General features: G+C 59.6%; 5 protein-coding genes. 4 read left to right on the top strand and 1 reads right to left on the bottom strand.

Annotation, left to right across the window (positions count from 1 at the left end; translation table 11 throughout):
- The first annotated feature begins 2 nt into the window (after nucleotides 1-2).
- The 4 genes from dpdJ to EYS42_RS12790 all read left to right on the top strand — a co-directional run bounded on the left by dpdJ (nucleotide 3) and on the right by EYS42_RS12790 (nucleotide 8,113).
- The gene (dpdJ, locus tag EYS42_RS12805) at nucleotides 3-4,535 is read left to right on the top strand and encodes a protein DpdJ (RefSeq protein WP_130968581.1); all 4,533 of its coding nucleotides are present in this window, start codon (nucleotides 3-5) and stop codon (nucleotides 4,533-4,535) included.
- Complete coding sequence (dpdK, locus tag EYS42_RS12800; RefSeq protein WP_130968580.1) at nucleotides 4,535-5,068, top strand: phospholipase D-like domain-containing protein DpdK; 534 nt, start codon at nucleotides 4,535-4,537, stop codon at nucleotides 5,066-5,068. Before dpdJ ends, dpdK begins: the two co-directional genes overlap by 1 nt.
- A complete protein-coding gene (gene dpdD / locus EYS42_RS12795) occupies nucleotides 5,065-7,188 on the top strand; it encodes a protein DpdD (RefSeq protein ID WP_130968579.1) in 2,124 nt (707 codons plus the stop codon). The genes dpdK and dpdD overlap by 4 nt, the downstream gene beginning before the upstream one ends.
- 292 nt (nucleotides 7,189-7,480) lie before the next feature.
- Nucleotides 7,481-8,113: an MBL fold metallo-hydrolase gene (locus EYS42_RS12790; RefSeq protein ID WP_130968578.1), complete on the top strand. Its 633-nt coding sequence runs from the start codon at nucleotides 7,481-7,483 to the stop codon at nucleotides 8,111-8,113.
- Between the two features lie 6 nt (nucleotides 8,114-8,119).
- Here the strand turns inward: EYS42_RS12790 and EYS42_RS12785 are convergent, their stop codons facing one another.
- Nucleotides 8,120-9,316, bottom strand: coding sequence for a hypothetical protein (locus tag EYS42_RS12785; protein WP_130968577.1), 1,197 nt, complete (start codon nucleotides 9,314-9,316; stop codon nucleotides 8,120-8,122).
- Nucleotides 9,317-9,435: the final 119 nt, after the last annotated feature.

Here is a 9,435-nt window from a genome sequence, read left to right as displayed (position 1 = left end):
ACATGACTGTTTCTGCTGACGCGCTTCTATTGCTCGACCGTATTGAAGCACTCGAGATGCGCTCTCTCGCGTGGGGGTTTACGTCCGGATCGTTAACAGAAGACGAGGTACTCGATCTTCTTGATGGAGGACTCAAGGCGGAAGACGCGTTGGAGGATTTGCTCGATGCACGACTTGTGACTGAGCAGGCCAGCCTAAGTGGTGGCCGTCGCTACCGATCGCGTTTTGCCGAGGCTGTTCGCCTTGTCGCTGCCAATCGCCAACTGTTCGCCAATAAGCCATGGCAGGCGGCCCCCCGACTTGTGGCTGACTTTCGCATTGATCGGCGGCGGCGGCGTTTTCCTAGGCGAGACCGTCCGCCTAGCGAGGTATTGGCGCGCAGCGAAGGAATCATTGCACCCACCCCCCTCCGACATGCGATCTGGGACGCGCTAACTAGCACCAACTTGTTATTGGCGGCCTTCCAAGAGCGAGCGACGGTCCGTCTGGCACAACTTGCCGACGATGGCGGCACCATCGTGACTGCAGGAACAGGTAGTGGCAAGACGATCGCCTTTTACCTCCCTGCGATGCTCGCCATCGGCGAGGCGATCGGCACCGAGCACTGGGTAAAGGCGCTCGCGATCTACCCACGAGTCGAGTTGTTGAAGGATCAGTTCGCAGAGGCGTTCCGAATGGCGCGCACGATGGATACAGCCCTTGCTAAGCATGGCCGGCGACCACTTAGCATAGGCGCGTTGTTCCGAGCCACACCACGAAATGCATCAGCCCAAGAACTTAGGGATCACGAATGGACGTCGCGCGGCCGAGATTGGGTTTGCCCGTGGATGCGCTGTCCATCCTGCGCCGGAGAGATGCTATGGCGAGGAAGTGATTTAGACAATACTCAAGAGCGACTGAGTTGTGGGCGGCCAGGATGTGGCTTGCAGGTAGATGAGCGGCATCTCGTACTGACCCGCCAGAGGATTCAGCAGCAACCGCCGGATCTGCTGTTCACGACCACAGAGATATTGAATCAACGACTCTCAGATCAGTGGATGCGAACCGTATTCGGAATCGGTGTTAGTCGGAAACCGTTTCTCGCCCTTCTAGACGAGGTGCACACCTATGCAGGCACCAGCGGAGCACAAGCAGCACTTACGCTGCGGCGCTGGCGCCATCTGCTCGGTGCGCCCGTGCACTGGGCCGGACTATCAGCAACGCTTGGCGATGCCGCACGCTTTTTCTCAGATCTCACGGGGGCGTCCATCGACCGCGTCGTTGAAATCAGTCCAACGCCAGACGAGTTTGTGGAGTCTGGTGCTGAGTACCAGTTGCTGTTGCGTGGAGATCCCGCCTCACGCGCCTCACTGCTCTCAACAACCATTCAGACAGCGATGCTGGTCGCGCGCGTGCTTGACCCACCTAACGCGCAAGCGACCTCGGGCTCCTTTGGCCGCCGTGCGTTTCTGTTCACCGACGATCTCGACGTAACCAATCGTCTGTTCGATGATCTGCGCGATGCTGAGGCATACACGATCTTTGGCCAACCTGATGGAAATCGTCGGCCGCTGGCCTCACTTCGCGCTGCGGGTGCTGACGATCGGGCCCGCGATTTGGAGGGGCAGCGGTGGCGAATGTGCGAAGACGTCGGTCACACGCTTGGTGAGCGGTTGGTCATCGGCCGCACTACATCCCAAGATGCTGGCGTCACCCCGCATGCGAACATCATTGTCGCCACCGCCGCGTTGGAAGTTGGTTTCAATGATCCGCAAGTGGGTGCCGTCATACAGCACAAGGCGCCACGCGGGATGGCGTCCTTTCTACAGCGGAAGGGACGCGCGGGCCGTGATCGTGCCATGCGTCCACTCACCGTAACGGTCTTATCCGACTATGGCCGTGATCGCGCAACTTATGAATCTTACGAAAGTCTGTTCGATCCACAACTTGAGCCGCAGTTCCTGCCAATTGGAAACCCATATGTTCTGAAGATGCAGGCCACTTTCGCATTCTTCGACTGGCTCGCAGCAGAGACAGCAGGATATGAGAAGGCGTGGGCATGGGACTTCCTCAGTCGGCCCATAGACCAACCCTCAACGCAAGTCTCCGCCGTCGTACAGCGCATAAAAGCCAAACTCGCTCGACTGATTCAAGGAGACGAGACGGTAATCGCAAGTCTTCAGACACACCTGATGGGCGCTCTTCGAGTCGACGAGGACGCCGCCCAAGGGCTACTCTGGGAGGCGCCCCGTTCGATCCTGCTTGAAGTTGCGCCTACCCTCGTTAGGCGACTGTTCCGTCGATGGCAACTGGCTTTTCCGTCTGGCGGCGCATTGCTGGACTTGCATGTGCCATATCACCCGCTCCCGGACTTTGTGCCACGCAATCTGTTTAGCGACCTCAGCCTGCCAGAGGTACGGGTTTTGGTACCGCCCGCGACGGTGAATCACGATTGGAGAACGGACGCTATGCCGGTTCTCCAAGCAATTCGCCAACTCGTGCCGGGTCGAGTGACGAGAAGGTTCGCTTTCGAGCGCGGCGGGTTGTCGCACTGGGTGCCTGTCGATCCAGCACAGCCTGTCCAGGAGCGTCGGATCAGCGAATATGCAGAGGAGCATGAGTTCGTCGGCGAATTCACAGCCACCTTCAACGACAACACCAATGATGGCCCTCTACTCGTCTTTCGGCCATGGACTGTTCGCCTGGAGAAAGTGGCTGGCACCGAAGTTCTGCCTAGCAGCAATGCACAACTGAGTTGGCGAACTGACATCGCCTCTAGGGGCGACCCGGTGAGCGTTCCTGTTGCGCCTCGTTCGCCATGGCGTCCGTTCGTCTCAAAAGTCGATTTCTACCTTCACCGGTTCCGCTCAAGCGTAGCAGTCCGTCGCTTCGCGCCGACAGCGTATGCGAATGTCCGCACACTCAAGGACGAGTTCCCCGTCACACTGCACTTCCGCAGCGACGACAATCGACCAGCCGCGATCGGTTTCGAGCTCGAGGTGGACGGTCTCCGTCTAGATCTAACCCTGCCATCGGCGGAGCAGATCACGGCCAAATCACTCAGCCCAAAGCTCTTCGGCACTTCGAAACTTTCCTACCTGCGCGAACGCTTTCGAGATGACGACTGCTTGCCTGTTGATATCAATGTCTTCCAAAGGGACTGGCTATTCCAGTTGCTGTGCGCACTGATCGCCGCGCAGATAACTTCAGCGAACGACGTCGCAGAAGTAGTGGATGATCTTCTTGCGGATGAACGAATTGCCAGCGCGTTCGATGAGGTGATGAGCGAATACTTCAACGCTGTGCCGATTCAGGTCCCAGACGATTTCGACGAGGATCAGGACGGGTCCGAAGAGGACGACGATGAAGTCCTACGAGGCGCACCTCGAAGGGCGAGATCCGCCGGACGGCTTCAGCAGATACTCGCATCTCAGATTGCGCGCACGGAAGTTCGTGAACGACTTCGAGCCATCGCTCGGGAGATGCTAGAGCCAGATCTGGTCGCTTTTGATCGCTGGCTCCGTCGATTGATCGTAGAAACCTTGGGGGAAGCAATGCTGCAAGCGTGTATTGCTGCGGCGCCAAGGGAAGCGACCATGGATAACCTCTTGGTCGATATCCAGGAGTCACAGGACGGTGGACCTACATCTGTCTGGATTACGGAGACCACGCTTGGCGGTGCGGGCGCATTGCAGTCGTTTGCAGAACGTTTTACTGCGGAACCAAACTCATTCTTCGATGCGGTCGGAGCTGCACTCGCCCCGACAGACTTGGAACTGGTAGACGTTGGTCTACGACGAGTCCTGGCTCTTGCCCGAGACAATGCCGTCATACGAGAAGGCATAAACCGGCTGCGTGGCACGGAATCGCATTCTGCATCCTCAGCTACATGGCGCGAACTGTCCCAAGCGCTGACTCAGCATGGAGGCGTTGACCTGAGCCACGCCCTCGTAGTGGCATTGAACAACCGCTTGGTCAGGCCAGGAGCAGGCCCTGACCTTGACGCTCTACTAACAGAGCTAATCGAGTACTGGGACAGCCTGGAACATCGCCTTGGTATGGCCGTAGGGCTGCGCGAGTTTGCCTACGCTGTAAGTCATTCAAGTGCGTGGCGTAGTCGCGTGCGGACTTACCTCGTAGCCAATCTGCCCGGCGCAGCGGCTGCGAGCGTTTCTGTGTTTGCCGCAGTCTTAAGCATGCTGTGGCCTCGCGAGAACGAAGTACGTCTATCGAGCCTTCGGTCCTACAACCCGTATCGCTCAGGTCGCACCACCGATCCTGCAGTTGTTAGACAGTTGCTTCTGCGACGGACCGTACAGATCGTCGACCTTTCGGCAAGTGACTGGAGTACGAGGCTCTATTCCGCACTCGCAGAGGATGGTGCCTGTCGAGTGAGTGCGAGCGCAGGGCAAACGAGAGCTCTCCGCGAAGCGCTTGTCTTGCTTGGGGTAACGCCAGTAGATGTCGGTGTTCTGCAGTTCTTCCCCGTCGTCGAACGGATAGAGCGCGCTGAGGGCCGCATTCTTGTCGACCTACTATTGCGCGAGCACTCCTGATGCCATACCCCTACCCCTCTCGCGACCTACATGGACCGGCTCAAACACGCGGTGTCCGCGATCTTTTTCAAACTTTATTCGCAGCGGAGTTGATCAGCCCAAGCCGCAAACTCTGGCTTTGCTTCGCCTGGATCTCAGATGTCGAGGTGCTCGACAATGCCGGACGACGCTTTGCCGCGATCGAACCGGATTGGCCTGCCGGGCCGATCAAGCTATCGCAGGTACTCGGTGCACTGCTCGCCCGAGGCACCCATATAAGGCTGGTAATCCGGGATCATGTTCACAACGGCTACTTTGTCGCGCGCCTTCAGGCACTCAAGGAGAGGTTTGGCGATCAGCTGAGATGGATCGTCGAAAAGGACTTCCATGCGAAAGGCCTATTGGGAGACGACTATTTCCTTAGCGGATCAATGAACCTGACTCTGAGTGGCATTTCGGTCAACGGCGAACATCTGGTCCTGAGAACTGATCCAGCCGCGATTGCCGAGCAAGCAGAGCAACTTGAGTTTCAGTGGGAAGGTCGGCTCAAATGATCACAGTCGACCAGGAGACTGCGCGAAGCATCGCGTCGCGACTGCGAACGCGTGCGGAGGCTTTTGCATTTCCCACTGGGACCGACGTACTTTGCAAACAGTTGTTCGATACAGTGGACAGCGCTAGTTTTCCTGGCGCGCTCATTCCAGAATTGAAGGCAGATGGAGAACTTCTCGTACTAGCAATTGCGTCTCCAGCGGACTGGCGACGCCTGAGTCCTGTCCTGCGCGCCTTCGCTGGCCCCACGCTGACATCATTCGACGGCCTGCCGTCCACCAAATCAGCAGGGGATGACCTCAACGCATTGCTCGCTGGATCGGGGCCAGCAATCACTGCTGAGATCAAATTACCGGCCGACGACGCCGGACGTGAGATGGCACTACGAGCGATCGTTCGTGCACGTGACACGCTCCTTAGAGCACCGTCCCGAACGCGCACCGCGCCAGAGCCGACGAGTTGGTTACTTGCCCGCTTCCAAGATTGTCTCAATGTCGGCCGCAGGGATGCGGCATCGGCAGTCCTTGAACAACTTCGCAACGAACTACGGCTCGACGCGTTGAATCTTCGATCACTGCAGGTTCAGTTGCTTGCTGCCTTCGAAGAGTGGAACGAAATAGTCAATCTACCCGGATTCGCGAACCTGACACTGGCAAGGCGAACACCTGCGACCACTGTGTTCTTGCTTGAGGCCCTCTACCAGGCCCGCTTGGCGCCATCCTTCGACGCTGGCGATCAAACCGCAGTTGAGAAACTCTACGCGGAAGAGGTACGGTCATTTGCCGCACCTCTTCTGAAGGCACCTCTTCCTGTATCTCTTCGAACTGGTGGATGGCGGCTCGCTGGTCTTGAGGCACTCACCTCGCTCAATCGCACAGACCTCATCGACTCAGTGGTCTTGCGGTCCGATCAACTCGGCTGGCTTACATCGCGCCTAGCAGCAACCGGCAGTCGCGTGAGCGGACCCACCCCGGGCGCAGTCGAAGATGCGCGTGACCGTCTGCTCGCCGTTGAAACGACAGAAAGCGTCGACGTCATGGCTGCGGCCCTTGAGGCCATGGCTCGCCTCAATGACCAACAGCGAGCAGAACTCGCACGAGCGGAACCTTTCCGTTCGGCCTTACGAGGGCTGGAACACGAGGCGAGTTGCGCCAGCGTGCCTACCTCCTGGCCAATGTGGCTCGCCCAAGCTTCTGACCCGACGTTCACGAATGCCCTTGCCCTCGCACGCTTGGGTGCTGAGGAATGGCAGATCGCAGGAGACGCTACCGACCCCACATCAACAGTCGCATTCCTCGGTGCGCTAAATGCAGCGCAGAGCAATCCACTGGCTGCGGAGCGTACAGCCCAAGCACTTCCCTACCTGGTTGCAGCGCTGCGGCGAGACCCGCTTTTCCCCAACCCGGTCATGACGCCGGTTTACTCCAGCATACTGACATTGCTTGCTCTAGGAAGCTCTCGGGGAAATGAAGTCTTCGATTCAAGCTTGATCCTCGTTGATGCGTTGCTGACTGTTGGAGCCAGTGCAAGTCAATACCGAGAACTTACGGCTGACGTCGACGAGATCGCAGGGGAGGGCTTCGGGGTGAGGATGGTCTATTGGGCGCTGGAGATGGTCGAGATCTTTATGCGCGCGCCGACTCCCGACGCGACCGCTAGAGAGCGCCTAGTTCACTCCGTACTGGCTAGGCTTATTTCAATTCATGCGCGGTTGAGCGGTCTTCAGCAGGCTGCGGTTCATGCCCTATGCGAAGAGTTTGGTTTTGTAGTCAGCGCGCCCCCCGCAACGCAAAGCGCGAGCGACAATCGACTTGCTTCGCGCATGCGGGGAAAAACGATCGCAATCTACTCACTCGTAGAGAGTGCTAGTCGCCAAGCCAAGGCTGCCATACAAGCCATCGAAGGCGACGTTGATGTGCAGTGCAACTCCGATTTGGTTGGCTCCGCCCAACTCCGGAACCTTGCGACCAATAGCGATCTGTTCGTTGTTGTCTGGGCTGCAGCCAAGCATGCGGCCACCGAGTTCATCCGGGCGCATCGAAACGGCCGACCGATCGTATACGCCGAAGGAAAAGGAGTCTCCAGCCTATTGCGGGCCGTGGAGGAGCATTTCAACTCGTGAATCAGTAGATTTTCATTTGGCCGCTGGAGACCGACTTACGACGGCAACCACTCCGTGGTATGTCGGTGCGCGAGAAGCATGCCGGGCACCAAGTGCATGTGCCGGAGATCAGTCGTTCCCAGATCGTTACGTCGCACCCTGCGTTGACCTCAATGCAGTGCTACCCTGCCAAAATTCCATACGAATCAAAGCCTTTTAATACTTTGTCATCACACGTGAATGCTGCGACAGGCAGCATTTTTGAAACTTTGCTGAGAATTTTGAGACTTTGTTATCACGAACCCCTTGACCCATGCTGCACCGCCTCACCCTCCCCTGCACCGCCTTCGAACAGAACTGCTCGCTGCTGTGGTGCAGCGACACGAACGAAGCCGCCCTGATCGACCCGGGCGGTGACATCCCCATGCTGATGGCCGCCGTGCAGCAGCGCGCGCTCACGCTCAAGGCCATCTGGCTGACCCATGCGCACATCGACCATGCCGGCGCCACGGGCACCATCGCGCGCACCGAGGGTGTGCCCATCATCGGGCCGGGCCAGGGTGACGACTACTGGATCCAGGCCTTGCCGCAGCAAAGCCAGATGTTCGGTTTTCCGCAAGCCGAGCACTTCACGCCCACGCAGTGGCTGAACCAGGGCGACACGGTGCAACTGGGTGCGCACACCCTGCAGGTGCTGCACTGCCCGGGGCACACGCCCGGCCATGTGGTGTTCTATTCGCCCGACTTGAAGCATGCCTTCGTCGGCGACGTGCTGTTTGCCGGCAGCATCGGCCGCACCGATTTCCCGGGCGGCAACCACGCCGACCTGATCCACGCCATCAAGCACCGCCTGTTCGCCCTGGGCGACGACGTGACCTTCACGCCGGGCCACGGCCCCGAAAGCACCCTGGGCGAAGAGCGGCTGTACAACCCTTACCTGCGCTGAGGCGCTTCAAGGGCGGGCGTTGAACCGCACCCAGGTCACCGAATCGGGCCAGAGGGTGCGGTAGGTGTAGGCCAGGATGGTGCCCTGATCATTGATGGCCAGAGGGCAGCCCAATCGGGTGCCACTGGGCAACTTGACGCCTTTGGATGCCAGCTCCTGGGTGAGATCTTGCAGCACGCCCTGTCGCCACAGGAAGGCGGAGTTGTCGGCTCGACGCGGCATGGTGGCTGGCGCCTGCGTGCAACCGACGACCGTGCCACGCTGGTTCATGGCGGTGGCATATACCTTCCTGCCCGCCGACTGGATGGGCTGCCAGCCGCCGTTGAACCAGACCCCAGCCTGCCCATTCGGCGCCGGGGCTTGCAACAGCACCTGCCGCGCATCGTTCAGAGCCACCGGCTCGAAGCCTGCAGGCACGTCCAGGATCTGCAACTGGCCGGCTTGCCACAACGCGGGCAGCCACGGGGCCTGCGCCCCTGTGGCCACTTGGCCCACTGTGTCACCAACCGCATTGGCACGCAGGAATCGGCCTGTGATGTACGGCGCTGGCAGGGCCTGCCGGGTGGTGATTGACACGCCATCAGGCACCACCGTCCTCAGGGCGGGCAACAGGGTCTCGGGCAGGCCATCCGGCGGGTCGTAGTAACCCAATGTCGAACCACCGAGCAAGGTGTTGTCGGGCAGGATGGCCCCCGCCTGGAAGGGAGCGATGGTGGTGCGCTTGCCGTCGATCAGCACGCTGGGTAAGCCGCGGCCCACACCCAGGCTCGAGGGCAAGAGGGCCTGTGGCGTGACAGGCACCTTCAGATCCAGCTTGCGCACTTCGCGCGACACTGTGAAGCCCAGCAGGCTGCCCCGCGCATTCACCTGTGTCGGCGCGAAGTAGGTCGAGCCCAGCTGTGGCGAAACAGAGGCGGCTGTCTCGGGCCCCCAGGACAACACCTGCGTGGTGTAGGCGGCGCAGCCGAAAGGGCAATCCACAAGCGTGCCGAAATCACCGGGGGCCGCGTAGACCGTGCCCTGGCGAACCTGCTGAAAGCCCACCACCATGCCCGAGGCCTGCATGGCCGTGGCCATGACCCCCAATTGGCCGCTTGGCACATTCAAGGTGGTCATGGTGTAGCTGGACTGGGCTTGGGCAGAACCAGCCGCCATCACCAGCCCAAACAGCCAGCCCAGACGCTCCGACGCCGTTCGATGCATGACCGATCCTCCTCGCCACCCTGGCGTGCACAAAACAATGCGCCCGATTGTGGTGACAAGCGGGCGCATTGGATGGTGGCTGCAGGCCAAGGCAGATTCATTTTCTGCCAGCCGGCCTT

Origin of the sequence: Aquabacterium lacunae (assembly GCF_004310865.1) — a bacterium.
GTDB classification, from domain to species: domain Bacteria; phylum Pseudomonadota; class Gammaproteobacteria; order Burkholderiales; family Burkholderiaceae_C; genus Aquabacterium; species Aquabacterium lacunae.
Note: the sequence above shows the minus strand (reverse complement) of the source record. Positions and strands in the feature narration are given on the sequence as shown.

Excerpts from the sequence above, each read along its gene's own strand:
- EYS42_RS12790 (WP_130968578.1), top strand. The coding sequence starts at position 7,481 with ATGCTGCACCGCCTCACCCTCCCCTGCACCGCCTTCGAACAGAACTGC.
- dpdD (WP_130968579.1), top strand. The coding sequence starts at position 5,065 with ATGATCACAGTCGACCAGGAGACTGCGCGAAGCATCGCGTCGCGACTG.
- dpdJ (WP_130968581.1), top strand. The coding sequence starts at position 3 with ATGACTGTTTCTGCTGACGCGCTTCTATTGCTCGACCGTATTGAAGCA.
- dpdK (WP_130968580.1), top strand. The coding sequence starts at position 4,535 with ATGCCATACCCCTACCCCTCTCGCGACCTACATGGACCGGCTCAAACA.
- EYS42_RS12785 (WP_130968577.1), bottom strand. The coding sequence starts at position 9,316 with ATGCATCGAACGGCGTCGGAGCGTCTGGGCTGGCTGTTTGGGCTGGTG.